The organism is Candidatus Nitrosacidococcus sp. I8 (assembly GCF_945836005.1).
Taxonomy (GTDB): domain Bacteria; phylum Pseudomonadota; class Gammaproteobacteria; order Nitrosococcales; family Nitrosococcaceae; genus Nitrosacidococcus.
The window spans coordinates 1,718,929-1,744,268 of sequence record NZ_OX241534.1 but is presented as its reverse complement, the minus strand read 5'-3'; the positions used below and the strand labels follow the sequence as shown (position 1 = coordinate 1,744,268).

Genomic DNA, 25,340 nt, shown 5'->3' with positions numbered 1-25,340 from the left:
GGCTAGTGTAGCGTATACTTTTGTTCAGCTTTAGGAATATACCATTCAATCGGAGTCATACCTAAATTTAAACCAAGCCCAGTAATATTTAAATTTTTAATCCTTTTATCAACAAAAACCAAAGACTTCCCACGAACAAGAAAGGTATAAGGTTGATCTTCATAAAGGATATGCTCGCAAGCTTGCCATAAGGACATACGAACAGATTCATCCACTGTTGATCGTGCTTTCTCAATTAAAGAATCTAATTTGGGATTACGATAGGAAATATAGTTATCTCCTCCAGAAACAATTTGACTACTATGAAACATGGGGTAAATATCGGTTTCAATCCCACCCGTCCAGCCTAAGGTAATGGCATCAAAATCTCTATTCTTAATTTTATCCAACATGATCGGCCACTCTGTAGGTTCTGGATTTAACAGTATGCCAGCACGAGCGTAGATATCTTTCAGGAGTAATACCATGCGCCTGGTATCATCCATATCTTGAAAAAAAACCAGCTTAAATTTAAAAGGACGACCACTACTATCTTCTATGACTCCATCGCCATCCTGATCCACATATCCAGCTTGTGCTAGTAATTCCTTTGCTTTAGCAAGATTAAAGGCTTGTGGTGTTAAGGCTGGATCATGCTGTGGGCTATTTAGATTAAATGGGCTTACTGCAGGATCAGCATAACCTGCCATAATCTGATCAATAATTCGTTCTTGATCGGTTAGGAGAGTCATTGCCTGTCGTACCAGCTTATCGGCAAAAAATGTGGATTTTCCCTGTTTTTCTTCGTTCCAAGCGATATAATTATAGCCTGCTGTGGGGTTTCTATATTCAAAATACTGGCTATGATTTTTTAGAGTTTTATCAGTTAATAATTTTTTATACTCATAAGGACGTGCTCCATAGACATCAATATCCCCATTGCGAAAAGTGGTTAAACGGGCACTATCATTGGCAATGATTTTCCAAAGTAGTTTATCGACTGGAGGCTGAACAGGTCCCCAATAACGAGAATTTCTCTCTAATTCCACTAGCCCTTGATCGGGTCGCCAGCTTTGAGGATCTTTTAATCGATAAGGACCAGAACCTAAAAGTAATCCTTTAGATTGATTAAATTTTTCCGGCCGCTCTAAGTAAGGCTCGTAAAAATGTTTTGCTAAAACGGGTAATCCACCTGCTAAAGCGAGGCTATTAAAGTAGGGCTCCTTAAACTTAAATTCAACTGTATCTTTATTTAGTGCAGTCACGCTTTCCAATTTATCGTAATAAGCTCGTTCTCTAGGTGCTGCAATTACAGGATTCATAATAAAGTTAAAAGAAAAGGCTATATCTTTTGCAGTTAAAGGCTGTCCATCTGAAAAAGTTAACCCTTTTCTTAAAAAGAATCGAAATGTAAGACCATCATCGCTTACTTCCCAATTTTGAGCAAGCATTCCTTCCCATTCTAGAGTTTCTGGATTTCGATTAAGAAGAGAATCTAAAATATAGCTTTGTATCTCTGCTGCATATGCGTCAGTAGAAATCAGAGGGGTAAGGGTTTTTAACCCTGCACTAAACGCCTGTACTAACCAATCTCCAGTACTATAATCTAGCTGATCAGTAGAATAGAAAGATCGGCTAAAAGTACTGGGGATAGACTTATTTTTATCTTCTTTAACAAGCGTAGTTTCCAGCTGATTCTTATCAATATGAGCTAGCTGTTGTCGTAAAATACGTACATCATGTGCTTGCTCTGATAGAGTTCGGCTCATTTCAGCTAATTTAAGCCATTGCCGATCTACCATATACATGGTAAGCAGGATAAGGGTGATAACCAAGCTAAAGAACAAAAATATTAGGGAATTTTTTAGGGGAAATCGAAGTACCATAAAAACTCTAAGAGTAATGATAGGTCTGTAAAGTATTCGGTGAGGATAATTATTTAATTAATAATTAGGTATAGATTATACCTATTATTTATTTTAATAAAAAACCGCCTATTGTAAAGCTCAATAGGCGGTATGAAAGGGATATAAATTTTATTTTTATAAATAACTAATGTCTTTCTCTACGATCTCCAAAACTTCTACCAGTATTACGCCGGGGAGCGTCAGTTTTAGGGCGAGCCTCATTGACAATGATTTGCCGTCCTTTAAGATCTGTATTGTTTAATTCTTTAATTGCAGATTCTCCATCCTCTTTTTTTGCCATCTCAACAAATCCAAATCCTTTGGAACGGTTTGAAAATTTATCCATGATCACCGTAGCTGAAGATACTTCTCCGTAAGCTTGGAAAGCAATTCTTAAATCCTCATCTGTTACTTGATAAGGTAGATTACCAACATAAATATTCACTATTATACATTCCTGATATTAAAAATATGCCATGCGACAAATAACATCATAATCTTAACTCATGGCATCTCTATTAAGATTTGATTGATCCAGCATTAACTAGATATATTCCTTAGCTACAGCGCTTTATTGTTGCCTATCAATATAAGCATTTAAATGCTCATTATTGAAAAGATAGATCAGATACTGATATATTTGACCCTAAGCAGCGTTATTTAAGACAGCAGTATCTAATAAGCCAGAGGATAGCATAAACAAAAAAATTTCCCTAGCTATAATTAGTATATATTTTCTCTTTACGTTTATAATTAACCTCTAAAATTATCATCCATCACACAGTGATTATCTAAAAAATACCATGGAAATTTTTAAGAATAAAACCCAGTTTGATTTTATGGGCAAACGCCGTATAGCACTTAGTCTATCTACTGCCATAAATGTACTCTCAGTTATTTTTTTAATCTTCTATGGTCTTAATTTTGGACTAGATTATACGGGAGGAATACTCATAGAAGTAGGCTACGATCAACCTGCAGATTTATCAGAAGTGCGCAGTGCCTTAGCTAAAGAAGGGTACGAAGATGTGCTTGTACAGCACTTTGGCACTACTAGAGAAGTGATGATTCGTCTAGCGCCTCAAAAAGGAGAAAATAATGGTGAAAAGGTAGGCAATGAAATACTACAAGCCTTAAATCAAGGAAATAATTATTCCATCGATTTACGACGTGTGGAGTTTGTCGGTCCAGAAGTAGGGGAGGAACTTGCCACTGATGGTTGGGTAGCTATGTTTTACGCTGCGGTAGGTATTCTGATTTATGTTACTTTTCGATTTGAATACCGATTCGCAGTTGGGGCTATTGTTGCCCTTGTTCATGATGTTTTAGTAATTCTGGGTGTATTTTCACTTTTTAAACTGGAATTTGATTTAACAGTACTTGCAGCAGTCCTTGCAGTAATTGGCTATTCTCTAAATGATACAGTAATTATTGCTGATCGGATTCGAGAAAACTTTCATAAACTGCGTAAAGCAACTACTATTGAGGTATTAAACCGAGCCATTAATGATACCCTCTCTCGCACTATCATGACCAGTGCTCTTACTTTAATGGTACTTGTGGTATTTTATTTTCTGGGTGGTAAAGCCCTTCATAATTTCTCTTTGGCTTTAATTATCGGTATTGTAGTAGGTACTTATTCCTCTATCTATATTGCAAGCCCAATTGCTCTTTATTTAGGCGTAAACAAAAGTCATTTCCAAGCAGAACGCAGAGATCCTAATCAAGGTAATATAGTTTAAGAAAAAAATACTTTACTAGTGTTGTATGGTATTTAAATGAGTAATCTTATTTAAAAGTATAAAATCCACTGATTTGGCAAGCTTGTTAAGTAGGACGCTCATTGTGCTTATCTCTTGATCTTGTAGTGGAGGCAGGGGATAAGTAATATCTAAATTTTTAATAAATCCACTGCGATAACCTAGCATTAATGTCCCATTGTTTTGAAGTGTATTATCTATTTGTTCTATGCTAGCCGTACTATCTACTATTGCAGCTATTCCAGATAATAAGTTTGAACTCTGTAAAACACTTACTGTTGCAAGATACTGTTTCTCTGAAGTTTTATTTAAACTTACATAAACATTTGGTATATTTGTTTGAGAGATAATTGTACGAGAACTTCTATCTACAATTTGATGACTGTTAATTTGTGAAAGAAAAACTATATCTGCAAATCCAATAATTCCATTTTCTCTTTTTATATAAGGTAAATTTACCGACCAAGCACCTACCACTTTCGTCATTCCCTCTGAGCTATTAAAATAAAACCGTTCAATAGGAATAGACTGATTTTGAGAGATTATAATTCCATGATTTTCATCGGTAAAACTTAAAGTAAATTCCATAGCGGGATGAGTGGGAGATTGTACTGTTATATCAGTACAACTTGAGCAAGTGCCCCCTTGGGACTCGAAAAGATCTATAGTAATAGTATTTTTACTACTCTCTATATTATCAATATTTCCTGAATACCAAATAGGTTGTCTTTGTTGGTTGTAAATAAAGGTAGCTATAAATAGAGTATTGTTTTCCATTTTAATATTGTATCCACCTCCAAATTGTTGAGGATTCCACCACCAACTATTTTCTGGCATTACAGCAAAAACACTGTAAGAAAAAAATGTTAGAATTATTATGTTAAATATATTTTTCATTATTATTACTTTTCAACTCAAATAAAAAAGGGATCTCTAATATTAGAAATCCCTTAAAAGATTTGATAGTTTTTATTACTTATTAGCGTTAAGACTACGTGGTATTACTGCCCAAACAGGCCAATCATTATGAGCAGATTCACGTTGTGCATTGTAGTATTCCGATTTGTAGTTTGCCCAAGCTGTTGATCCGTAGTTTGTAGCTTCAGATGAACCACTGTCAATAGCAGCTGCTAAACCGATTTGCATATAATCTGGATAATCACCAGCAGTTCCATAGGATGCAAACATTCGTGCTGGCTTGCTCGCATCAAGTGTGTCAGGACCACCATGCAGGACAGCCCAATTATTACCTAAGGCTTGAGACATATCCGCAGATGGGCAAGTTTTTCCTATAGCATCAGGGAAAGATATATTAAACATATCCGCAATAGTAGCTAACCAATTATCACTACCATCTTTGGCACTGACTCGATCAGCACTTGCTACTATCCAACAATAACCAGTCGAGTTGTAAGGACCAAACATCCCAAGCTCTAATTGAGCAGTAAATTGGACAAGCGGTTGTATATTACGCACTGTGCTATCCCTGCGATCTAGCATATAAATATGTTGCATTGCCCAAACAAAGTAACTATGCATCCATGGTGAAATAGATGAATTAGGCACATTATTATAAGGTCCAGGGTAAGTTGTACTTGTTGATAATTGACCAATACTATTTGCACAATCAGGTGATTGTGTTACACCTGGTATGGTTATACATTGCTTATTCGCATAAGAGGTAACGAAGAAATTAATATTATAATTTAGTATTGTGTTAATTTCATTTGTAGTTGGGTATGCTGTTGAAGATTCATTAGGTAATAAATATGCTCCATGAGCAATTTCTCTAAATGTCCATGCTTTACCTCGTACTTGGCTAATTGTACCATCTATATTACCTTTACTTCCTTCTCGATAAGTTGGATGCCCCCATATAAGGTTATTAGATACAACGAATGCTAACTCTTCCATCCAGTAGTAATCGCCAGTTACCATGTAAGGAATAAAAGCGGTTGAAGGCTGATGAGAGTTATCCCAACTATTACTGTTTCCATTTTTATAACCTACTCCAGCTGCAGTGCAAAGGCTTGGATTACAAGGAAGTTTATCTTGAGGGGTAGAGTAGATCCATGCGATTAAAGAAACACCAGGATGCTCAACAATGCTTAAGGGATAGTAATTAAGTGCCGTATTACTTAAGGTACCGTTTTGATTATTCTCCCTAAAGTGAATATCGTAAGCTCCCATTCCGTCATCACCGGCCAGCATATAGGTGAAAGTGCGCTTATCCTGTGGATAAGTGACATAGCTGGTAGTCCAACGCGGTAGAGGACCAATCATTTCACTTAAGCCTGCATCTCCCATTTGGGCAAGGTATTCGCAGTTATTTAAAGGTGCGCAAGATTGGCGCATTTTGCTCAAATAACTCTGCGAGGGTTGAATATTAGCTTGATATCTATCAATGACCCCAACCTGTGTCATATAGGGTGTGTCTTGCACAACATAATTATCTAGCTTTTGATTGTTATACCAAAGTGCATGGTGCCAACGTTGTGCTTTATAGTGAGTAAGCTGCCCTGTATTAAAGGTAGCACTACCTGATGTAATCTGTGCTGTATAAGTAACAGTATTCTGAGGTGCATAAGCTTTAGAGTTCTCAACTACTGTTTCAGTACGAGTAGATCCATTATTATAATGACGTACATGGAACTGTACCACAAGATTTGGATCGCTATGATCCTCTAAAATTTCCTCAACTACTAAAGGACCACTTAACCAAGTTGTTTTTAACGGCATAGCTTGACTACTATAATTTTGACCGCTCGTTAAAGTTAGGGTAGTGCCCGGATCGCTATAATTTGCAGCTGTTTGGCTAACTGGAGGATTAATGATACTAAAGTTAATAAATCCTTGTTGCCCATCTACTGTAATCACTGCATGTTTTACGCTACCGTCATCCCATCTTGCCTTAATATCTACCTGAGTATCATATTGAGTAGTAATTGTCTTACCTGTAGGTACTACACCTCTATCAAAGATTTGACCAAAAGTAGCCAATCCATTTGAACACAGGTATGGCTGAGGTAAACTACCTGTAGATTTAAATCCGGTAAAAGATGAACAACTAGCAGTTGATGCCGAAGATTGAGGTGGAGGTGAAGCTGAAGATTGAGGTGGAGGTGAAGCTGAAGATTGAGGTGGAGGTGAAGCTGAAGATTGAGGTGGAGGTGGTTCTGTAGTTGTAGAGGTTGGAGGAGTTGTCAGAACTGTGCCATGCCATACTAGAGTAGTATTAGGGCTACCTGATAATGCTAGAGTATTAGGGCTAGTGTTTAATGCACTGCCAAAAAGTGCAGCTGTATTGGAAGCAGCAAACTGTAACTGACTAAATGCATTTGCTAGTCCAGCATTTATAGCTGCTGAATCAGCTGGTTGTGTAGTACTTACACTTTGGATCGTGCTACTTCCAAATTGTGTACTAACAGAGTTTTGATTTGTAGATACTGGCAATAAAGTTAAATTTTCGAGATTATTAAAAGCTATGCTAATATCTGATAGCCTAAAATCGGTTGCTGTATTATCTCTAATGCCTAGCGTTTGTGTACCTTGGCTATTTAATATATCTATTATCTCTTGTTGGGTTAAGCTGGGATCTAAAATAGAGGCTTTACCTACAAAAGTATTTATATCATTTAAAGTAAAAAGAGTTGCTAAATTCTTATCTGTTGAGATAGGAACAATACTAAGAAATGTTCCATTTTCATCTAATTGAGATAAAGATCCTAGCTGATTAAATATTCCCTCACCAGTGATAACCCCATTATTTTCAGAAAAAGAGACGATATCGGAATATCCAGTAGATCCATCCTCTCGACCTACAAACGGTGCACTAACTACCCAATTACCTAAAATTCTCTCTTCACTACTTTTTTGGCTAAAATTAAACCTTTCAATAGTTATGAGCTGATCATCTATGGATAAGTTACCATGACCTGAATCAGTAAAACTTAGCAATATCTCTGTACCACTATCACTTTGAGTAGGAGTGACATATGAGCAGCCTATACAAGATCCACCCTCTGATTTAAATAAATCAATAGCTATTGAGCTATCTGCTGCAACTTGACCAAAGCCTGAGTACCACTCAGGATTACCTTGATCATCATAGGTAAAAGTAACTATGGATAGGGTATTATCTTGTGCTTCAATGCTATAACTTATATTTGGATTTTGAGGATTCCACCACTTACCACTCTCTGGAGCAATAGCAGCTGCATGAGATATATTGATAGCAAAAATAAAACTAAAAAATATTAATATACGCTTCATTACAATATTTCCTTAAGGAGTTACTGAAAAATCTATATTTTTAATAGCCGTATCTACCTGACTATTCGTAATGAGTGACATACTAGAGCTTTGATCAGATGGCGTGTTAATTATTAAATTATTTCGAAACCCAATTAATAAGGTTCCATCTTGATTAAGTGCATTACCCATTTCTTGCTCTGTAGCACCAGAATCAAGTATCACTGCTTTTCCTTGAATTTCATTTAAGCCATTAAATATAAAAGCAGCTACTAAATTCTCTTGGTTAGAGATTGGCAGGGTTGTAATAAATACGTCTGAATTTTCCTTTGTAATGAATAATTGGCTACTCCCAGATATGCTTTTACCTATTACTGAATCGCTACTTGGAATATATGAAACTACGCTAGAGAATCCGTAAATGCCGCTTGATCTAGTAATCAAAGGGGCACTTATAGTCCAGTTACCTATAATACGTAAAGCGTTTTTTTCATAACCAAAATTAAATGGCTCAATAGGGATGGTTTGATTATTTACAGTGGTACTACCATGACCTGAATCGGTAAAACTAAAGGTAATTTCTATACCACTATCACTTGTTGTGGCTGTCGTGTAAGCACAAGTAAAGCAAGATCCCCCAACAGACTGGAGAAGATTTATGGTTGTTATATCATCTGATAATGGTCCAGATCCAGAATACCAGATAGGATTACCCTGACTGTCGTAGGTAAAGATGGTTACAAATAAAGTATTATCTTGAGTTTCTATATTATAACCCGTTCCTGGTTGGTCAAAATCTCGCCACCAACCATTTTCTGGAGAAACTGCAGTAGCATATTTAGTAAAGAATAAAAAAAAACACTAAATATTAATTTATAGATTATTTTCATAAACTTTCTTTTTCTTGGTATTAATGGTTTTATATGTTTATATTGATTTTATATTTAACAATATCTTTTACTAGCCCTCCTAAACTAGCTATTTTTAATAACAAGTGGATAATTTAACAGGATAAATCAATCTAGGCTACCCACCAAAAATAGATGGGTAGCCTAAATTAGCAATGCACTAAAAAAATTAATAACTAATTAAAGTTTGGAATTTCTATTCCAGTAGTTCCTAACTTAATTGAATCTATTAAATTTTCTGCTTTAGGAAAATTCTTTATAGGACTATTAGCAGATTCGTTAATAGACTGAGCTTTGACAGAAGTAGGTTGTTGATTGCTGCTAGGTAGTCCTAATATAGGAGTAGAGCGATAGCCGATAAATATTGCGTTATTAGTTACTGCATTATTTAATGCAGTATTAATATCTTGATCAGTAGCATTAGAATTGACCAGTGCCGCTGTTCCAAAAATAGTATTTAACCCAACTAACATGAATGATGCAACTAAATCTTGTTGTGCAGATGCTTGGGTACGGCTAATAAAAGAATTATTACTACTTCCTTGGGCTACGATAGTTTGCCCTGCAAGTCCCTGGCCCGATGCTTGGCCATTGCTCATCTGAGTATAAGCAAGGATATCAGTATAACCAAAATCGCTGGCAGTTGTAGTACTAGAAGTAAAGGGAGCACTGACAACCCACGATCCTTGGAGGATAGCCAATCCATCTCCATAGGCAAAATCATATCGCTCAATAGGAATAGATTGGCCATTAATCACTACCGTGCCATGACCTTCATCAGTGAAGCTTAGGGTAAGAGGAATACCAGCATCTCCAGTTTGTGGGGCAGTATAAGTACAGCCTAAACAAGCACCACCCTCTGATTTTTGTAGCGCAACAATAACAGTGCTGTCACTGCTGCTTAAATTATTAGCACTTCCTGAAAACCAAGTAGGTTGTCCCTGATTGTCATAAACAAAGGTAGCAACAAACAGGGTATCATTTTGTACTTCAATATTGTAACCACTTCCAGATTGTTGAGGATTCCACCACCAACCATTTTCTGGATAAAATTGTATTGCAAAAGCTGAGTGAGTGAAAAAAATTAAAGATAATAACGATAATATATATAACTTTATTTTGATAATCATGGTTTTACTCATTAAATATGATACTTTTTTTAGAAAACTAAGTATATATTGTTTTTATAAACTTCTACAAATAAAAAAATATATCGTTATTAATTAATATTATTCTTAGAATTGCATTGAGGCTGCTGCATCGTATAGATGTGGCTTACATCAATTAATCCCATATGCTCAATACTTTTTCGTCCTATTAAAATAGGATAAATCATATGGCTACGATCATTGAGGGTAAATTGCTCCTGATATAATTGATTCCCTAAGCATATTGTCATCAGCACTACTGGACGACGATTGCTTATGCCATTAGAGCTTATCACCGAAGTGAATCGTTCAATGGGTCGTTCTACTATTAGGTGAGTTTTTTTGTGTTTCTTCTTAGCACGTTGATTTTCTATTTCTAAGATAAACCGCACCCATTTTTCTCCATTTTTTTGAAAATACTCTTTATCAATGCTATGAAGAGAAGAAAGGAAGGTACCCGTATCCATTTTTGCTTTAGCTACAATGCCTAATTCAGGAAATTCTATATATTCAAGCCAGCCTAATAGAATTTTACTCCAACCGATTTGAAAGTGAGTAGCAAACAATAAAAAAATACAGAAAAGCTTGATTCTGCGGTAAAGCATTATTTACTTTTCTTAATTGATTAATTAATGCCCTCTACATATAAGGAAAAATAGGGGGAAATTATGAATAATTAAATAGATCGGAGCTTAGCGTATATCAATGCTAGCTGTTTTATCCCAAAGGAATAAAATTTTACTTCTACCTCTGCAGTTTCACCCTCTCCGATGATAGCTAATAAAACACCTTCTCCAAATTTAGGATGATGTACTCGCTGACCCTTCCTAAATTGCAGACTTTTTGGAGATTCTTCTTTAGAATAAGTAGATGGAGAAATTTGGATAGTGTTTGTAGCTTGGTGCATCCCCAATCCTTGGGTAAGTTGATCAGGGATTTCAGAAATAAATCGAGAAGGTTTAGGATAACTTTCTGATCCATAGAGACGGCGACAATTTACGTAAGTGAGATAGAGCTGAGATCTTGCTCGTGTCATCCCCACATAACAAAGGCGGCGCTCTTCCTCTAATTTACTTGAATTAGAAAAAGATTGAGCATTTGGGAATAAACTTTCTTCCATACCTACTATAAAAACTAAAGGAAATTCTAGCCCTTTAGCTGCATGTAATGTCATCAACTGCACATAAGTATTAGTCTGCTGTGTTTGTTTAGGATCCTCCTCTCCAAGGGTAGTATAGGCAAGAAATGAAGATAGTCTTTCTGAATTTGAATCCTCAGGTTGAAATTGGGCAATAGCTTGAATAAGTTCTTTAAGATTATCTAGCCGAGCTTGGCCACGCTCGCTTTTATCTTTTTCATAATGTGTAACTAAACCGCTTTTCTCAAGAATATATTCAGTCAGCTGGGCTAAAGAGCTAGATTGAAATATTGTTTCTATATCTTGAATAAATTGACAAAAGTTATTGAGTGCGTGATTGCTTCGTGGTGTAAAAGATTTCTGCTCTAAAAGTTTTATTGTAGCTTGCCATAGAGAAATAGCTTGATTCTGAGCATATCCCCGTATCTGAGAAAGGGTTTGGGCACCAATACCTCGAGGAGGCATATTAATAATACGTCCAAATGCAGAGTCGTTCTCTCTTTGAATCAAAAAACGTAAGTAAGCAAGGGTATCTTTAATTTCCAACCTTTCAAAAAACCGCAATCCGCCATATATCCTATAGGGAATTTTATGCTGGAATAAAAGATCTTCAAAAATACGAGACTGAGCATTAGTACGGTAAAGCAGTGCTATATCACCGTAACTGCCTTTCTGTTTTTTCCAGCTTAAAATTTGAGTAAGGCAAAAGTTTGCTTCTTCTTGCTCATTAGAACCTTTATAAATCTGAATAGGAATTCCTTTTTCATCCTCCGTCCATAAGTTTTTACCTAGCCTTGCTTTATTACAAGAAATCACAGCATTAGCAGCTGCAAGAATAGTACTGGTAGAGCGATAATTTTGCTCTAAGCGAATAGTGCGAATAGAAGGAAAATCATGGGTAAGCTGTTGGATATTTTCAACTCGAGCACCTCGCCAACCATAAATCGCTTGATCATCATCACCTACCGCAAATAGTGTTCCCTGTTGACCAATTAATAGTCGAAGCCATTCATATTGAATAGCATTAGTATCTTGAAATTCATCAACAAGGATATGAGTAAACCTAGTTTGGTAGTGTGTAAGTAAATCTGGGTAGTATTGCCATAATTTATAGGATCGTAATAATAGTTCAGCAAAATCTACTAAGCCATTTCGTTCACAGTATCTTTGATAGTCTAGATATATCTGTACCATTTTCTGGGTATCTGGATTTCCATCATCTAGAATATGCTGAGGATATTCTCCCTTATCCTTATTATGGTTAATAAACCATTGTACTTTTCGTGGAGACCACTTAGTTTCATCAGTTAAGTTGTGATTTTTTAAAATTTGGCGAATTAAACGGAATTGATCCTCAGAATCTAAAATTTGAAACTCTTTAGGAAGCCTTGCCTCTTGATAGTGAATACGCAAAAAACGATGAGCGAGTCTATGGAATGTTCCTATCCATAGGGATTTGGTAGATTGATCTAAAAGGGATTCTATTCTTTTTTGCATCTCTCCTGCAGCTTTATTGGTAAAAGTAACTACTAAAAGATTAAACGGAGAGGTGTTTTGGTTTTTAACAAGCCATGCTACTCGATGAGTAAGTACTCGAGTTTTTCCGCTGCCTGCACCAGCAAGTACTAAACAATGACCCTGAGCAATACTTACAGTTTCTTGTTGAATCTTATTTAAAGAGTGTAGTAGAGAAATGGAAACATCCATGAAATACTAATAAGTAGGGTTTTTGCTGCTTTATCTCCATTAAATTCAAGAGATAAACCAAATAGAGTTGGGAGATAGCATAAATTAATAAACTATCTCCTTTAAGAATTAAAAAGAAAAAATATTAAATTCGGGAAAATACTTTTTCTGCTGCTAGGTGGGTAGCCTCTATTTCTTTATCTCCGTGGGTACTAGAGACAAAGCCTGCTTCAAACGCAGATGGGGCGAAATAAATTCCTTCTTTGAGCATTTCATGAAAGAAAAATTTAAAACGCTCGGAATTACAGTGGGTAGCCTGATGGTAATCTGTCACTTCTTTTTTTTCTGTGAAAAACAAACCAAACATACCACCTACTTGATTTGCAGTCATATGAATACCTGCTGCTTCTGCTCGAGCAAGGAGTCCTTGAATTAATTTTTGAGTTTGATTAGTTAAATTTTTGTAAAAATCTGGAACTTGAATCAACTTTAATGTGGCTAACCCTGCAGCCATTGCGACTGGATTGCCAGAGAGGGTTCCCGCCTGATATACGGGACCTAAAGGTGCGATCATTTCCATAATTTCTTTTTTCCCTCCAAATGCAGCTACAGGTAATCCTCCACCAACTACCTTTCCTAAGGTAGTAAGATCAGGAGTAATATTATAGAGAGATTGTGCTCCGCCTAATGCTACTCGAAATCCAGTCATAACCTCGTCAAAAACGAGAACAGTATCATAATCATTACATATTTTCCTTAAGCCTGCTAAAAAACCAAGACTTGGTAGTATACAGTTCATGTTCCCTGCTACAGGCTCGACAATAACCGCTGCAATATCATTCCCAAATTGCCGAAAAGCTTTCTGTACCGTTTCTAAATCATTATAAGGAAGTACAATTGTTTGTTCTGCAACGATGGCAGGAATCCCTCCAGAAGTAGGTACCCCTAAAGTTAATGCTCCGGAACCTGCTTTAACTAATAGAGAATCTCCATGTCCATGGTAACAACCTTCAAATTTTAATATTTTATCCCGCTTGGTAAACCCTCTTGCTAATCGAATAGCACTCATAGTAGCTTCAGTGCCTGAGCTCACCATACGAACTAAATCCATGCTAGGTACTAAACGGCAAAGAGTTTCTGCCATTTCTACTTCAACAGGTGTAGGTGCCCCAAAACCTAGGCCTTGCTCTGCTGCTCTTTGAACTGCACCAATCACTTCTGGATGGGCATGACCTACAATTAAAGGTCCCCATGAGCAAACATAATCAATATAAGGACGATCATTTACATCGTACAAATAGGGACCTTTACCATGGGAGAAAAAAATAGGATCACCACCTACGCCCTTAAAAGCGCGTACTGGGGAATTTACTCCACCAGGAATATATTTTTGTGCTTGCTGAAATAAATTGTTGGTATGATCCATAGTCTATCTAGGGCCTCAATAGTTGAAAATATAATATATTTAATAGGTTAAGAAATTTCTATGCCAAATTTATCAAATCTATTTTTCAATCTTCGCCGATATTCCCGAGCAACAAGCCATTGTTTACCTGCTACTGTTTTAAAGCGACAACGAATAGTAATTTCTTCTTTCTTTAAGCTTTCAATGCCAAACATTTCAAAATTTTTGACTAATTTTTCGTACTTGGGTCCTTGGCGCATCTCCTTCATGACCTCTTCCATGATTTCCATGACCCGATCAGTATTTTCTTTAAATGGCACTCCGATATCAACCACCATTTTTCCATAATTTTTGGTAAAATTTGTGACTGTTCGAATATCACCATTAGGAATATAAATAGCATTACCCCGCATATCTCTTAATTGAGTACGGCGTAAATTGATATTCTCTACACGCCCAGCAAATCCATTGGCAATAATTCCCTCTACTCTAATTACATCGTTAATGTTGTACTGTCCCTCAATTAGGATAATCGTACCATGGAGAATATCTCTTACTAAGTGTTGACCTCCGAGACTCAAAGCTAAAGCTAAAAACCCTAAGCTAGCTAAAATAGGAGCCATGTTAATCCCAAATGTATCCAAGATTAGATAAAGTGCTACTATAATAATAAGAAGTGTACCAAACCAATTTAGAAATAACGCAAGGGTTCTCAGCCGGGAACTACCCTCTTGTATTTCTTCTTCCTCTATTTCTGGATTTTCAAATCTTTTTACAATAATTTTCTTAACCAGCCAGACAATAAAACTAATAGCAATAATCCATAGAGTGCTGATTAGTTTTTCGATCCAAGTAAGCTGATCAGCTTTTAGTTTTTTCAATTGGGTAAGTGCTGCACTTAACTTTTCTATTTTAGCTTCACTTTCTGCGACCCTTTCCTTAGCGGATTCTTCTTTTGTTTGTGCAATAGTGAGTCTACTTTTACTTTCAATAGCAGCTTGTGCAAAGGTTTTAGCTTTCTCTGCTAATTCCTCAATTTTTGATTTAGTGCTGCTGTCAATTGGAATCCCGTCTTCTATATCATGGAGAGTCTCTACTTGTACTTTAGCAGCACTTGCCAGTTGTGATTTTTTTTCTGCTTCTTGTTCCGTGATCGCTTTTTCAGTAGCAGCTTTTTCTACTTCTTTTTTTAATTCCCAAATTGCTGCTTTTGCCTGATCCATTTCTTCACGGATTCCTCTCTCCCTCTCATTTAATAATGCTATTTCTTTTCCTTTTTCTGATTCTTTAACATTATTTTGTTTAGAAATGCTTATATTATTTGGTATTTGTTCACTTTCTAGTTTTTCTCCTTGTTGTTTTAACTCAGATTTAGGATCAAGATCTACTACGCTAAAATTAAAAGGTGTAGTACTTTTGCTTTTATTGTGAACCTGTATCTTCCATAGAGAGGGTTTTGTAGAAACATTAATATAAATTGCTAATTCAGTACTACTGATAAATTTTACGCGCTCTGGAGGAATAGGAAAAACTCTTTCGCCGAGATGGAGCGTTACTGTAGATTTAGAAGTAAAATGATTGCCTATAACTCTTATCCATTGCCGTTCCAAAGAGCCAATAACAGGGCTAGGTTGAATTTCACTAATCTGAGGATAGAGCAATGTTTCCTGATTTTGGGCAAAACTACTTTGTCCCAGAGCATAAAAAACAGCTACTATAAATACTCTATAGAATATAGAGTAGGTAGTATTGGTTGAAAACATATAGAAATTAACTAAATATCAACTTTTTATTTTAGATAAAATTACTTTCATATTGAACGTGAAAATAGAACTTTACTATTATAAAATCTATAAAAAAATTATACTCAGCTTGGAAATAATTTTTTATAAGCCATGGCTTGGTGGCGGATGTTTTGATGGCGAAAAATTCCACCAATAACGGCGATTGCATCAGCTCCTCCTTGAATAATTGGCAGGGCGTTTTGTGGTGTAATTCCTCCAATCGCAACAATGGGTAGAGGTATCTTCTCCCGGACTTCCTTTAATAGTTCTAGTGAAACAAAAATAGGTTTAGGCTTGGTAATTGAGGGAAAGAAACGACCTAAAGCAATATAACTAGCCCCTGCTTCCCAAGCAGCAATTGCTCTGGATAGTTCGTTATAGCATGAAATTCCAATAATTGCTTTTTCTCCTAAAGCTTGCCTAGCAGCTAAAAGAGAACCATCATTTTTTCCTAAGTGAACACCATCTGCTTTAACTTGGGCAGCGAGCTCAATATCATCGTTAATAATTAATGGCACATTATGTTGACTGCATAGTTGGCGTAAATCTGTAGCTTGCTCATAGCGTTGTTTAGGACTCTGATTCTTATCCCGATATTGAATTAAGTTGGCACCTCCTAATAATGCTTCAGATGCTGCATTGTGAAAATGATTGGGAGAGACTACTCCCGTATCTACAATTGCATAAAGACCATAAATTAAATGTGTCATAAACAAATACTACGAATTTTAGTATAATCCTAATAAGGTTTTGCTCTATAGAAATAGATATAAAATTAGATTTTTTACTATAACAAAGGATAAAAAATGAAACGATATATTTGCATTATTTGTGGCTTTATTTATGATGAAGTAGAGGGTTGGCCAGACGATGGTATTCCAGCAGGGACAAAGTGGAAAGATGTACCAGAAAGCTGGGTTTGTCCAGAATGTGGAGCTAGTAAAGATGATTTTGAAATGGTAGAGGTATAAATTACCATTTACCCTAATATCAGAGCAGTAGTATTCTCACTAGATTTTAAAATAAATAACTCTAATAATAAAAATTATCTCTATCCTTTAATATGCCCTAACTACCAAGTTTTATATTTTTATTTAAATAGCAAAAAACGGGTATTACGCATAGTAATATCGGTAGAGCTATTTTAGTTAGAGCATAAAAATTACTATATTTCTATATCAATTGTTATTGATAATTATTTTTATTTACATTAAAGTAGAAGTAATTAGAAAGTTCTATTAAGTAACAATATTGGTGGGAACAGTGAAGCATATCTTATTTTTCTTCATTTATTTTAGCTCTTTTATTTGCCAAGCAGAAAGCACGCTAGAGGAAACTATTCAAACACAGATAAATACCAATCAAGCTGCAAAGAAATCTCAACAAAAAATTAATACACTCTCAGAAGAAACCCAAACTTTACTAGCTGAATACCGCCAAGTTACCGCCCAACTTGATAGTTTAAATACTTATAACCATCAATTAGAAAAGCTAATTCACTCCCAAGCTGAAGAATTCTCCACTTTACAAGAAGAGTTAAAGGATATTGAAACCACTCGGCATGAAATTGTACCACTTATGCTCCGTATGGTTTCTACTCTAGAGCAATTCATTTCTTTAGATATTCCATTTCTTCTAGAGGAGCGTCGTACTAGAGTAAAACAGATTCAAGACCTTATGAATCGAGCTGATATTTCTCTTTCTGAAAAGTACCGACGTCTTATTGAGAGCTATCAAGTAGAGGTAGAGTACGGGCAAACGATTGAATCATATCGGGGTATTTTAGCAATGAGTGATGGTAAGTCCCGCACTGTTGATTTTCTACGTATAGGTCGTACTGCTTTATTTTTCCACACCCTAGATGATAAAACCTGTGGCCGTTGGAATCAGCAAAAACATGGCTGGGCAACTGTCCCTGACTCTTATTGTACAGCAATTACTAAAGGACTATTAATTGCACAAAAACAAGCACCAGAGGATTTATTATTACTTCCCATTCAAGCACCAAAGAAATATAACAGCCATGGCTAATTTTAAAAAAGTGATGAGAAATTCAAGCCAATCTTCGCTTATAAAAGTATTTTTTTCTATTCTAAGTGGAGTATTTCTTCTTGTGCCTATCAATTCTTGGGGGGAAACTCCTAAGACTTTAGATCAGCTCCTAAATCAGGTACGACAGGAAGGTATTCAAGAAAAAAAACTTAATGCAGAACGGGAGTCGCATTTTCTATCTGATCGAAACCAGCAGAAAGAATTATTAGAAAAAGCAAAATCTGATCTAGTAGCTGCCGATCAAAGAGAGCAAGAATTAAGAGAGATTTTCAAAAAGAATGAAGAGATACTAGCAGAAAATGAAGCTGAGCTCAGAGAACGCTCTAGTTCTCTAAAAGAGCTATTTGAAACCGCACAAAAAGTAGCACAAAATTTTCTACCTATTCTAAATGAGTCCTTAGTTTCTGCACAATTTCCAGATCGATCTGCTCCACTTACTGTGATTGCAGAAAAAGATAAACTTCCTACCATTAATAATCTACGTCAGCTTTGGTTAAGTCTACAAGAGCAAATGACAGAAAGTGGGAAAGTAGTTACTTTTCAGGCACCGGTGATTACTGTAGGTGGGGAAATTATAAACAAACAAGTAACCCGAGTAGGTACTTTCACCGCAGTTTCTGAGGGTAAATATTTACGCTATCTTCCTGAGCCTGTTTCTAGTTTAGCAGAGCTTAGTCGCCAGCCTGCTGCTCGTTTTCTAGGAATTGCTGTAGATTTTGCAAAAGCCGCTGGAGATGAAGCACTGCCTATAGCAGTGGATCCAAGTCGAGGTACATTACTCTCTTTATTAGTACAAAATCCAAATTTAAGGGAAAGAATTGATCAAGGCGGCTGGATTGGTTACATTACTATATTTCTAGGAATTATCGGTCTCTTAGTTGCGTTACAACGGTTTATTTACTTATCTATCACTGACAGAAAAATTGAGCAGCAACGCCATACAGAAACACCGAATCAAGATAATCCTTTAGGGCGAATTTTAGGTGTTTATAAAAATGAAAAAGAAGATGTAGAGACTTTAACCTTAAGATTAGATGAAGCTATTTTAAAAGAGATTCCTCCTATAGAACGAGGACTGCCTACTTTAGCAATTTTAGCAGATGTGGCCCCATTACTTGGATTGCTGGGGACAGTAACTGGTATGATCGAAACATTCCAAGCAATTACCTTATTTGGAACTAATGATCCTAAACTGATGTCTGCTGGAATTTCAGAAGCATTAGTCACGACAGTGATTGGATTAGTTGTTGCCATTCCTATTTTACTTATTCACAGTGGTCTTGCCAGTAAAAGTAATCGAATTATTCAAATTTTAGATGAAGAAAGTTCTGCTATTGTTGCTTGGATGGCAGAAAAGCAACATAGATTTCAGGAGAGCAAACATGGGAATGTTCTCTGATGGATTGTTTAAAATCAATTCATTTTTAGCGCAAGGAGGAAGTGTACTATGGCTTATTTTAGTTACCTCCTTTTTTATGTGGATGCTAATTATTGAACGCTATTATTTTTTGTTTATTCTTCATCCTGCTAGACTGCAGCAACTAGTTAGTTTATGGGAACAGCTGCCTAAACACCGTTCTTGGCATGCACAAAAAATTAGAGAAGGAATGATTGCAGATATTACCAACCATCTAAAGCAATTTTTACTTTTAATTAAAAGCTTAACTGCGGTATTACCCATGTTAGGTCTACTAGGTACAGTAATTGGAATGATTGAAGTGTTCGATGTAATGACAGTTTCTGGTACGGGCAATACTCGTGGGTTTGCAGGGGGAATTTCTACTGCTTTAATTACGACCCTAGCAGGATTAGTTACCTCTCTTTCCGGCGTATACTTTAGTGCTGATTTAGAACATCGAGTAGATCGCACCATTGAACAGACTATGGATTTACTAAGATAAGGAAAATCATATGAGACCACGACATAGTCATCGGCAGGGTAATTCAGCAGTCAATATCAATCTTACTCCTATGATTGATATGGTATTTATTTTACTTATTTTCTTTATTGCAACTACCTCTTTTACTAAAGAATCTGGGGTTGAAGTCAGTCGCCCCTCAGCAAAAACGGTCATTAGTAAAGAACAAGAACATATCACAATTACTATAAGTAATAATAATGAAATTTGGTTAAATCAAAAACAGATTGATATTCGTTCGGTACGTACTTTTATTGAACATGGACAAGGAGAAAAGCAGATTAATTCAGTAGTCATTGTTGCGGATAAAAGTGCAAAAACTGGGGTAGTCATTGAAGTTATGGACCAAGTACGACTAGCGGGCATTAGTGATATATCTATTGCTGCAAATCAAAAATAATGAAATATACTACTGCCTTTATTGCGGCTGGGTTAATTAATCTTGGGTTATTTTTGCTCATGTCTTTTATGGTAGAAGAACAGCATGAAAAACTTAAAAAGGTAGATCCTATTCGCTTGACCGACTTTACTCATTTAACCCCAAGAGAAAAGCCAAAACCTCCTCACCCTAAACAACGTGAGCTCCCTAAAAAGCCATTGACTCCTAAAAATCCACCACCTATAGCTACGTTACAGAAACAAATCACAACACCTAAATCTCCCTCGTCATTACCTAGTATTACACTTAGTGTTGAGCTTCCTTTACTCGCAAGTAAAATGGAGCCGTATTTAGGGAATTTTGAAGATACCTTAGGTAGTAGCTTAGGCACCGGAACTGATATAGTGGGAGATGGGGATTTATTCCCTATTGCACGAATACCCCCTGAATACCCTTATAATGCGGCTCGCAAAGGAATAGAAGGTGCTGTAACTATTGTATTTACAGTAGATAAAGATGGATTAGTCCATGATCCAAAAATCATTGAAGCCCACCCACCTGGCGTATTTGATCAAGCGGCACTACAGGCAATTAAACGTTGGAAATTTAAAAGACAAGGAGAGGATGTCTCCGAGCAACGTGTAACTCAAACTATTGATTTCACTTTAGCACAATAAAAAGTTTGGACTTACAATCTATGAATATAAGTAGGTATTTAGAGATTTCTTTAAGTAAAAAATTTATCCTATTATTAGGGTATTCACTATTTTTGAGTACCTTATCTAATTCCGCAATTGCAGCAGCCAAATATGCATTAAGCCCTCGTACTTATGAATCTCTAAGTTCAATTCATGAGCTATTAAACAAAAAAGAGTATAGTACTGCACTTAAAAACCTTAAGAATTTATTTCAAGTAGTTCAAGGAATAGGGCAACAAAAAAGCTATGAACAAGCAATGGTATTACAAACGCTAGGCTATACTTATTCTTCTTTAGAGAATTATCCCAAAGCTATTGAAACGTTCAAAAATAGTTTAAATTTAAAAATTTTACCTGATCAAGCAAACAATAGCGTGCACTATGCCCTTGGTCAGCTCTATATTATTACTGAGCGATATACTGAAGCAGTCATATTTTTAGAGGATTGGCTTAAAGACGAAGCCATTGGGGAATCTAGTACTGATGCCCATGTACTTGCAGCTAATGCTTACTATCATCTAAAGAAATATACCAAAACAATTTCCCATATTACCATTGCAATTAATCATAGCGAAGATCCTAAAGAATATTGGTACCAGCTTAACCTGGCCGCCCGGTTAGAGTTAAAGCAGTACCCTGAATCTACTAAAATCCTAGAGATTTTAATCACTAAATTCCCAGAAAAGAAGGAATACTGGCAGCAATTAACAGCGGTGTATTCAGAATTGAATCAAAAACAGCGTACACTGGCAGTACAAGGATTAATAACCCATATTGATACTACTAAAGAAGCAGATTTAGTCCGATTATCTGATTTTTATCGCTATCTCGATATGCCTTATAAAGCGGGAATAGTTTTGCAAACAGGATTTACAAACAGCACGATTGAAGCCAGTGATAAAAATTTAGAGCGACTTGCCGAATCTTGGTTTGCAGCTAAAGAATGGAAAAAAGCTGCTGACGCATTTAAACAAGCGGGACAGCTACGTAAAGATGGAAAAATGGAATTGCACTTAGGTCAAATGTTTATCGAACTTCAACAATGGAAGCAAGCAGAACTAGCTTTTAAACAAGCCCTAAAAAAAGGAGGGCTAGATGATTCCGGGCAAGCTTATATTGCTCTTGCTCGAGTAGAATACGAACAAGAGCAAATTGTTCCGGCTATTGAAGCATTAAAAAAGGCAAAACAATCTCCTAAATACCATAAACAAGCCGATCAGTGGCTCAAACATTTACAATTAGTACAACAACAACGCATTGAAACTGAAAGTTAACATATATACGAGGGAGAGATTAATTCTCTCCTTATCACGCTACTAGCTAGCTATGGAACGCTGGCTACCCTTTATTCTTACTATCGTAATCATTTTTATTGGTATTCAACGTACTAATAAGACCTGCCCTATTTATCCCGCTGGTAGCAACCAATCTGGAGTATTACCTCAACATCAAGAAATACACCACGCTATATTATTAATATAAATTACCCTGAATTAGGACAAGAAGATCAGGTACTGAAGAATATTTTACAAAAAGCAGGTCAAGCTGCTAAAAAAGAATTTATAAAAAATATACCTGACCTACAATCCTTTTCTGGGTCTATAAAACAGCAGTTTACTTTATTTTTGATCTTCTCCATTGTCTCAAAAACAGACAAATTAATCAGTATACGAGGAAAAGGAGGTGCTGATACTGGTGGAGCTCATCCTATCCCTATAGAAATGAGTTTTATATATGCTCGGAAAGCACAAAGGATAGTTACCTTTCACGTGAGCAAATTTCTAAATTTACTCGCATAGTACTTAAAGAAAGATTGCTTAATCAAAGTTATTCTCAACCCTCTTATATGCTAGAGGAAAGTAAGGTTCAACAAGAACAACGCCAATTTATCACAGAAGCAATTGAAGAGGGTACAGAACCTATCTCAAGGAATTTTGCAGAGTTTACGCTCTTAGCTCTTCACGCCCGTAATAAAATAGATACCTTACAATTTATTTTTCCTCCTTATCAAGTAGCCCCCTACGTTTATGGAACTCAAGAAATAGAAATACCATCAAAAGTTTTTTTTGATCTCATTCATCCTGTCTACAAATCTATGTTTGCAATACATTAGGAGTAAGAATCTAGGCAGAAAATATGAAAAGTTTCTGCCTAACAAAAGAAGAACTATTAAAACGTAGTGGTAAAATTTGCCATTACATTGAAAGGAGCCCCTGGCATAATCTGATTATCACCCGCAGCAGTTGGGTAATAGACTGTGTTAGAGATATTATCGAAGTTCAAGGAGACCCGATAATTTGAATTGGTATAGTAGAACATCATTCGAGGTAACACATAGCCAGGCAGGAGTACTTTATCACTAAAGGAAGTATACATACTCGATTGGGCGTTGACCCCTGCACTCATGCCAAAATGGGGCGTAAAGGCGTAGGTGCCCCAAAAGTTAAACTGATTTTGTGGTACTAAACCTACAGTAGCCCCTGCGTTACCACTCGTGGTAGTGGTTAAGAGTTTTGCACTTAAGCGGGTATAGCCACCTACGATTTGAAATCCTGGAAAAATTTCACCGGTCGCACTGACTTCAAAGCCTTCATTTCGTTGAGATCCAAGCTGAACTAGAATAGTAGAATCGTTAGGATCTGGGCTATTTACATTCTGTTGATCGAGACGGAAGAAGGCAGAATTCACCGAGAGTTTATCTTGAAGGATAACAAATTTGGTGCCGATCTCGTAGTTGGTGGAGATAAGAGGGCTAAGATTTGCAGTAGCGGGGCTTGTTAAGGAAATAGCGAGATCAGCTGCTTGAGGTGTATAGGTCTTACTATAGCTAGCGTAAAATGACGCAAAATCATTAGGTTCATAAATTAACCCTGCTCGAGGACTAAATACTTGATCAATGTGATTAGTCACCCTACCCCCTTTGAGACCTAACCCCACAGCTTTGAACCAATCATAGCGAGCCCCTGCCACTAGTTTCCAATGTTCATTAAAGGCAATCTGATCCTGGAAGAAGATACCAATATCAGTTCCTGTCACATAGCGATTTCTAGCTAATACCCCCTGATTAAATACGCCTACAGGATCAAGAATAGAGACATTATTAATGTTAACAGCATTAAATTTTATATCTGTATCATCTTGATAAGAGACAACCATCCCGCTTAGTATTTTCTGGTGGACAGATCCAGTATCTACATCGTAAGTAATATCTGTACGATTAAAGAACGTATTTCTGTTAGTATTGTGGTTATAGCCTGTAAGCTGAACAGTACCATCATCTGAAACAGCAGTTCCTGCATATAAATTCTGGTAATCATGGAGAGTGTTAATAAACCGGAAAGAGTTTTGAATTTTTAAGGAACTATCGAAAATATGCTCAAACATCCCATGGGCTTCATCTACATTTTGATGGGAAAAATTTTGGTTGGGATCTCCAAAAAAAGTTTCAATGGGTACATCTGCAGGACGACCATTTTGGGAAGCAATCCCTCGGTCAGAAAGTCGATTATCATTGAGATTCTGTCCTCCAATCGTTAGCTTAGTATTAGGGTCAATTTGAAAGGTGACTTCTGGATCTACTCCATAGCGATGAAGATAGAAAAAATCCCGAAAGCCACCAGAATCCTCTACCATGGCATTTAAACGATAACTGGCTATATCTCCAGGAATAGGTCCACCAAAGTCTACAGTCGCTCGTTTATGATCCCAATAACCACCGTTTAAGTTGATACTATAGTGAGGAGTTAAGGTAGGTTGTTTAGTCACTAAGTTGACCACACCCCCTCCATTACCTCGACCAAAGATCATCCCGGATGCACCTTTGAGCACATCTAGATGCTCTACGATATAGGGATCACGAAAATATTCAGAATCATCCCGGAGTCCATTGACGAAAAAGTCAAATTTAGTATCAATTCCTCGAATCACAACCTCGTCTCGGTTGCCTTCTCCTAGGTTGACAGTCACCCCCGGGACATTACGCATGGCATCGCCAATAGATTGTACGTTTTGATCCCGAAGCAGCTCTTTAGGAAGGACATAAATACTCTGAGGAGTATCTTTAAGAAGGGTATCTGTACGCATTGCACTAGTGGTGTTAGGAAGAAAATAGGAACCCTCTCCTTTTGTGCTTTGTACTTGTATTGGATCAAGTTTTTTAATCTCTTCTTTCTTTTCTTCTTTAGTTTTTCCTTCCTTCTCTTTCTCCTTCTCCGCTCCTAGAGTTGGCATTACTGTCAATAATATTATGATGGTAAATACCATCGATATTTTTTGCATATTACTATCCTTATTTAGCTTTAGTTTAAAAAAAGCTTTTTAAATATA

The 25,340-nt window shown here is 36.4% G+C and carries 23 protein-coding genes; 11 read left to right on the top strand and 12 right to left on the bottom strand.

The window, feature by feature from the left end:
* Positions 1-2: 2 nt before the first annotated feature.
* A complete protein-coding gene (locus tag OOL07_RS08610; RefSeq protein ID WP_264696377.1) occupies positions 3-1,787 on the bottom strand; it encodes a peptide-binding protein in 1,785 nt (594 codons plus the stop codon).
* A gap of 244 nt (positions 1,788-2,031) precedes the next feature.
* Positions 2,032-2,331, bottom strand: coding sequence for an RNA-binding regulator (rbp, locus tag OOL07_RS08605; RefSeq protein ID WP_264696158.1), 300 nt, complete (start codon positions 2,329-2,331; stop codon positions 2,032-2,034).
* Positions 2,332-2,689: 358 nt separating this feature from the next.
* Between rbp and secF the strand changes: the two genes are divergently transcribed.
* Positions 2,690-3,628: a protein translocase subunit SecF gene (secF, locus tag OOL07_RS08600; protein WP_264696157.1), complete on the top strand. Its 939-nt coding sequence runs from the start codon at positions 2,690-2,692 to the stop codon at positions 3,626-3,628.
* Positions 3,629-3,643: 15 nt separating this feature from the next.
* On the opposite strand, the gene OOL07_RS08595 is transcribed toward secF, so the two are convergent.
* The 9 genes from OOL07_RS08595 to thiE all read right to left on the bottom strand — a co-directional run bounded on the left by OOL07_RS08595 (position 3,644) and on the right by thiE (position 16,676).
* Entirely contained in the window at positions 3,644-4,483 is an 840-nt protein-coding gene (locus OOL07_RS08595; RefSeq protein WP_264696155.1) for a hypothetical protein, read from the bottom strand.
* A 135-nt stretch (positions 4,484-4,618) separates the two neighbouring features.
* Entirely contained in the window at positions 4,619-7,918 is a 3,300-nt protein-coding gene (locus OOL07_RS08590; RefSeq protein ID WP_264696154.1) for a hypothetical protein, read from the bottom strand.
* 12 nt (positions 7,919-7,930) lie between these two features.
* Positions 7,931-8,341 carry a hypothetical protein gene (locus OOL07_RS08585; RefSeq protein ID WP_264696152.1) on the bottom strand — a complete coding sequence of 137 codons (411 nt, stop codon included), beginning with the start codon at positions 8,339-8,341 and terminating at the stop codon, positions 7,931-7,933.
* 640 nt (positions 8,342-8,981) lie between these two features.
* Positions 8,982-9,935 carry a hypothetical protein gene (locus OOL07_RS08580; protein ID WP_264696150.1) on the bottom strand — a complete coding sequence of 318 codons (954 nt, stop codon included), beginning with the start codon at positions 9,933-9,935 and terminating at the stop codon, positions 8,982-8,984.
* 89 nt (positions 9,936-10,024) lie between these two features.
* Positions 10,025-10,558 carry an ATP-dependent zinc protease family protein gene (locus OOL07_RS08575; RefSeq protein WP_264696149.1) on the bottom strand — a complete coding sequence of 178 codons (534 nt, stop codon included), beginning with the start codon at positions 10,556-10,558 and terminating at the stop codon, positions 10,025-10,027.
* 71 nt (positions 10,559-10,629) lie between these two features.
* The gene (gene uvrD, locus OOL07_RS08570; RefSeq protein WP_264696148.1) at positions 10,630-12,798 is read right to left on the bottom strand and encodes a DNA helicase II; all 2,169 of its coding nucleotides are present in this window, start codon (positions 12,796-12,798) and stop codon (positions 10,630-10,632) included.
* 124 nt (positions 12,799-12,922) lie between these two features.
* Positions 12,923-14,203 carry a glutamate-1-semialdehyde 2,1-aminomutase gene (hemL, locus tag OOL07_RS08565; protein ID WP_264696147.1) on the bottom strand — a complete coding sequence of 427 codons (1,281 nt, stop codon included), beginning with the start codon at positions 14,201-14,203 and terminating at the stop codon, positions 12,923-12,925.
* 47 nt (positions 14,204-14,250) lie between these two features.
* Positions 14,251-15,945, bottom strand: coding sequence for a mechanosensitive ion channel family protein (locus OOL07_RS08560; RefSeq protein ID WP_264696146.1), 1,695 nt, complete (start codon positions 15,943-15,945; stop codon positions 14,251-14,253).
* Positions 15,946-16,049: 104 nt separating this feature from the next.
* Positions 16,050-16,676, bottom strand: a complete 627-nt coding sequence (gene thiE, locus OOL07_RS08555) for a thiamine phosphate synthase (protein WP_264696145.1) — start codon at positions 16,674-16,676, stop codon at positions 16,050-16,052.
* A 96-nt stretch (positions 16,677-16,772) separates the two neighbouring features.
* Here thiE and OOL07_RS08550 point away from each other — a divergent pair, with 96 nt between their 5' ends.
* The 10 genes from OOL07_RS08550 to OOL07_RS08505 all read left to right on the top strand — a co-directional run bounded on the left by OOL07_RS08550 (position 16,773) and on the right by OOL07_RS08505 (position 23,127).
* The gene (locus OOL07_RS08550) at positions 16,773-16,937 is read left to right on the top strand and encodes a rubredoxin (protein WP_264696143.1); all 165 of its coding nucleotides are present in this window, start codon (positions 16,773-16,775) and stop codon (positions 16,935-16,937) included.
* 292 nt (positions 16,938-17,229) lie between these two features.
* Positions 17,230-17,997: a DUF3450 domain-containing protein gene (locus tag OOL07_RS08545; protein WP_264696141.1), complete on the top strand. Its 768-nt coding sequence runs from the start codon at positions 17,230-17,232 to the stop codon at positions 17,995-17,997.
* Positions 17,990-19,417 (top strand): MotA/TolQ/ExbB proton channel family protein, encoded by a 1,428-nt coding sequence (locus tag OOL07_RS08540; RefSeq protein WP_264696140.1) that lies wholly within the window; start codon positions 17,990-17,992, stop codon positions 19,415-19,417. The genes OOL07_RS08545 and OOL07_RS08540 overlap by 8 nt, the downstream gene beginning before the upstream one ends.
* Positions 19,401-19,919 (top strand): MotA/TolQ/ExbB proton channel family protein, encoded by a 519-nt coding sequence (locus OOL07_RS08535; RefSeq protein ID WP_264696139.1) that lies wholly within the window; start codon positions 19,401-19,403, stop codon positions 19,917-19,919. The genes OOL07_RS08540 and OOL07_RS08535 overlap by 17 nt, the downstream gene beginning before the upstream one ends.
* 10 nt (positions 19,920-19,929) lie before the next feature.
* The gene (locus OOL07_RS08530) at positions 19,930-20,337 is read left to right on the top strand and encodes an ExbD/TolR family protein (RefSeq protein WP_264696138.1); all 408 of its coding nucleotides are present in this window, start codon (positions 19,930-19,932) and stop codon (positions 20,335-20,337) included.
* Positions 20,337-20,993, top strand: coding sequence for an energy transducer TonB (locus OOL07_RS08525; protein WP_264696136.1), 657 nt, complete (start codon positions 20,337-20,339; stop codon positions 20,991-20,993). Before OOL07_RS08530 ends, OOL07_RS08525 begins: the two co-directional genes overlap by 1 nt.
* Before the next feature lie 92 nt (positions 20,994-21,085).
* Complete coding sequence (locus OOL07_RS08520; RefSeq protein ID WP_264696135.1) at positions 21,086-22,288, top strand: tetratricopeptide repeat protein; 1,203 nt, start codon at positions 21,086-21,088, stop codon at positions 22,286-22,288.
* A 52-nt stretch (positions 22,289-22,340) separates the two neighbouring features.
* The gene (locus OOL07_RS08515; protein WP_264696134.1) at positions 22,341-22,496 is read left to right on the top strand and encodes a hypothetical protein; all 156 of its coding nucleotides are present in this window, start codon (positions 22,341-22,343) and stop codon (positions 22,494-22,496) included.
* Positions 22,497-22,639: 143 nt separating this feature from the next.
* Entirely contained in the window at positions 22,640-22,813 is a 174-nt protein-coding gene (locus OOL07_RS08510) for a hypothetical protein (RefSeq protein ID WP_264696133.1), read from the top strand.
* 14 nt (positions 22,814-22,827) lie between these two features.
* Positions 22,828-23,127, top strand: a complete 300-nt coding sequence (locus OOL07_RS08505) for an RsiV family protein (protein WP_264696131.1) — start codon at positions 22,828-22,830, stop codon at positions 23,125-23,127.
* Positions 23,128-23,183: 56 nt separating this feature from the next.
* On the opposite strand, the gene OOL07_RS08500 is transcribed toward OOL07_RS08505, so the two are convergent.
* Complete coding sequence (locus OOL07_RS08500) at positions 23,184-25,292, bottom strand: TonB-dependent receptor (RefSeq protein WP_264696130.1); 2,109 nt, start codon at positions 25,290-25,292, stop codon at positions 23,184-23,186.
* Positions 25,293-25,340 lie beyond the last annotated feature (48 nt).

What these genes read in the sequence shown, in the direction of transcription:
- OOL07_RS08610 (WP_264696377.1), bottom strand. Translation starts at nt 1,787, where the DNA reads ATGTATATGGTAGATCGGCAATGGCTTAAATTAGCTGAAATGAGCCGA.
- secF (WP_264696157.1), top strand. Translation starts at nt 2,690, where the DNA reads ATGGAAATTTTTAAGAATAAAACCCAGTTTGATTTTATGGGCAAACGC.
- OOL07_RS08595 (WP_264696155.1), bottom strand. Translation starts at nt 4,483, where the DNA reads ATGCCAGAAAATAGTTGGTGGTGGAATCCTCAACAATTTGGAGGTGGA.
- OOL07_RS08590 (WP_264696154.1), bottom strand. Translation starts at nt 7,918, where the DNA reads ATGAAGCGTATATTAATATTTTTTAGTTTTATTTTTGCTATCAATATA.
- OOL07_RS08580 (WP_264696150.1), bottom strand. Translation starts at nt 9,935, where the DNA reads ATGATTATCAAAATAAAGTTATATATATTATCGTTATTATCTTTAATT.
- OOL07_RS08575 (WP_264696149.1), bottom strand. Translation starts at nt 10,558, where the DNA reads ATGCTTTACCGCAGAATCAAGCTTTTCTGTATTTTTTTATTGTTTGCT.
- uvrD (WP_264696148.1), bottom strand. Translation starts at nt 12,798, where the DNA reads ATGGATGTTTCCATTTCTCTACTACACTCTTTAAATAAGATTCAACAA.
- hemL (WP_264696147.1), bottom strand. Translation starts at nt 14,203, where the DNA reads ATGGATCATACCAACAATTTATTTCAGCAAGCACAAAAATATATTCCT.
- OOL07_RS08560 (WP_264696146.1), bottom strand. Translation starts at nt 15,945, where the DNA reads ATGTTTTCAACCAATACTACCTACTCTATATTCTATAGAGTATTTATA.
- thiE (WP_264696145.1), bottom strand. Translation starts at nt 16,676, where the DNA reads ATGACACATTTAATTTATGGTCTTTATGCAATTGTAGATACGGGAGTA.
- OOL07_RS08550 (WP_264696143.1), top strand. Translation starts at nt 16,773, where the DNA reads ATGAAACGATATATTTGCATTATTTGTGGCTTTATTTATGATGAAGTA.
- OOL07_RS08540 (WP_264696140.1), top strand. Translation starts at nt 17,990, where the DNA reads ATGGCTAATTTTAAAAAAGTGATGAGAAATTCAAGCCAATCTTCGCTT.
- OOL07_RS08535 (WP_264696139.1), top strand. Translation starts at nt 19,401, where the DNA reads ATGGGAATGTTCTCTGATGGATTGTTTAAAATCAATTCATTTTTAGCG.
- OOL07_RS08530 (WP_264696138.1), top strand. Translation starts at nt 19,930, where the DNA reads ATGAGACCACGACATAGTCATCGGCAGGGTAATTCAGCAGTCAATATC.
- OOL07_RS08525 (WP_264696136.1), top strand. Translation starts at nt 20,337, where the DNA reads ATGAAATATACTACTGCCTTTATTGCGGCTGGGTTAATTAATCTTGGG.
- OOL07_RS08515 (WP_264696134.1), top strand. Translation starts at nt 22,341, where the DNA reads ATGGAACGCTGGCTACCCTTTATTCTTACTATCGTAATCATTTTTATT.
- OOL07_RS08500 (WP_264696130.1), bottom strand. Translation starts at nt 25,292, where the DNA reads ATGCAAAAAATATCGATGGTATTTACCATCATAATATTATTGACAGTA.